The following is a 1,354-nucleotide window of genomic DNA, read 5'->3' as shown; positions in this document are numbered from 1 at the left end:
CTGAATGGCCTTGCCCAGCGCATCGGTGCGGTGCTCGTATTCCTTGGTCCAGTTCTCGGAGCGCGGCTGCTCGCGGACGTCGCCGACGCGCATCTGCTGGCGGTCGTTGGAGCCAAGCATGACCACCACGACGGACGGCTTCTCCGTCTCGATCAGAGACTTGATCTCGACCGGCCAATTGTAGAAATCGTCACGCACGAAGCCCGACGAGCCGTTGCTGCGCGAAACGATCCTGACCGCCGGATTGTCGGCAAAGGCGACGTCCAGACCCTCGGCGAGCCCGCCCGCCAGGAAATCGCCGACCACCAGCACGACGCGCGCATCCGGCGCCTTTTCGACGACCGGCGCCTCCGGCTCGGCCGGCGGGCGCGGCTTGGGTTTTCTGGCCTTCGGCTTCGGCCTCACCGGCTGGACATTGGCAGGGGGTTCAATGCGCTCGCTGCGGCGCGGGAAAAGAAGATCGCGCAGCGACCAGCCGCGGTTTCCGTCTTCCTGCGCGAAAGCCGGGGAATGAAAGGCGCTCGAGCCGGCGACGGCAAGCACAGCGATGGCCAGGACGAGAATCGGCAGGCGGCGAACGATCAGCCAGACACGCGCGACCGTAACCAATGAAAGTCTCCATCCTTGGCGCATGACAACGTAAAAAGCCGGCAAGTCATGCGCAGGCCGCAGCGCTACAGCATCCTTTCCGCTTTTGAAAGGATGCTTGACGCCATGGGCGGCTCTATTGCTTCCGGAGCCATTTCAGCACTTCCAGGCTCGGATAGCCATCCTGGCTCAAGCCTACCTTCGCCTGGTAGGCCATGATGGCGGCTTTCGACCCCTCGCCGATCTTGCCGTCGAACTTGCCGTCATAATAACCGTGCTCGGAAAGCCGCTTCTGCAGTTCCTGCCGTTGCTCAAAGCTGAGCTTGGTGAAAGGCCGCTGCCAGTCCTGCACAAGCCCGGTGCCACCGGCGATTTCGTCGGCGAGCAGGCCGACGGCCAAAGCATATTTGTCGGCATTGTTGTAAGCCTTGATGACCGAGAAATTCCTGATCATCAGGAAGGCCGGTCCGCCCCTGCCGTCCGGCACCTTGAGCGTCGCCTTGTCGCTCAGGTTCCTGAACGGCTTGCCGTTGGCCCTGGCGACCCCGAGAGCCTGCCACTGCGCCAGCGTCTTCGATCCGGCGGGCAGCTTGCCCGGCGGCAAGGTCACTTCATAGCCCCAGGTCTTGCCGGCCTGCCAGCCGTTCTTCCTGAGCAGGTTGGCGGCAGTCGCCAACGCGTCGGGTATCGAATTCCAGATGTCGCGCCGGCCATTGCCGTCCATGTCCACCGCGTAGTGCTGATAGCTGGTCGGGATGAACTGCGT

The 1,354-nt window shown here is 63.4% G+C and carries 2 protein-coding genes; both read right to left on the bottom strand.

From position 1 onward, the window contains the following. The coding region (locus tag EOA75_RS32860) for a DUF459 domain-containing protein (protein WP_127326138.1) at window positions 1-609 on the bottom strand (609 nt) is incomplete at its 3' end. Window positions 610-724: 115 nt separating this feature from the next. Further along, a partial coding sequence (locus EOA75_RS32855) for a lytic murein transglycosylase (RefSeq protein ID WP_206517114.1) occupies window positions 725-1,354 on the bottom strand: 630 nt, incomplete at its 5' end.

The organism is Mesorhizobium sp. M1A.F.Ca.IN.022.07.1.1 (assembly GCF_003997575.1).
Lineage (GTDB): Bacteria > Pseudomonadota > Alphaproteobacteria > Rhizobiales > Rhizobiaceae > Mesorhizobium.
Note: the sequence above shows the minus strand (reverse complement) of the source record. Positions and strands in the feature narration are given on the sequence as shown.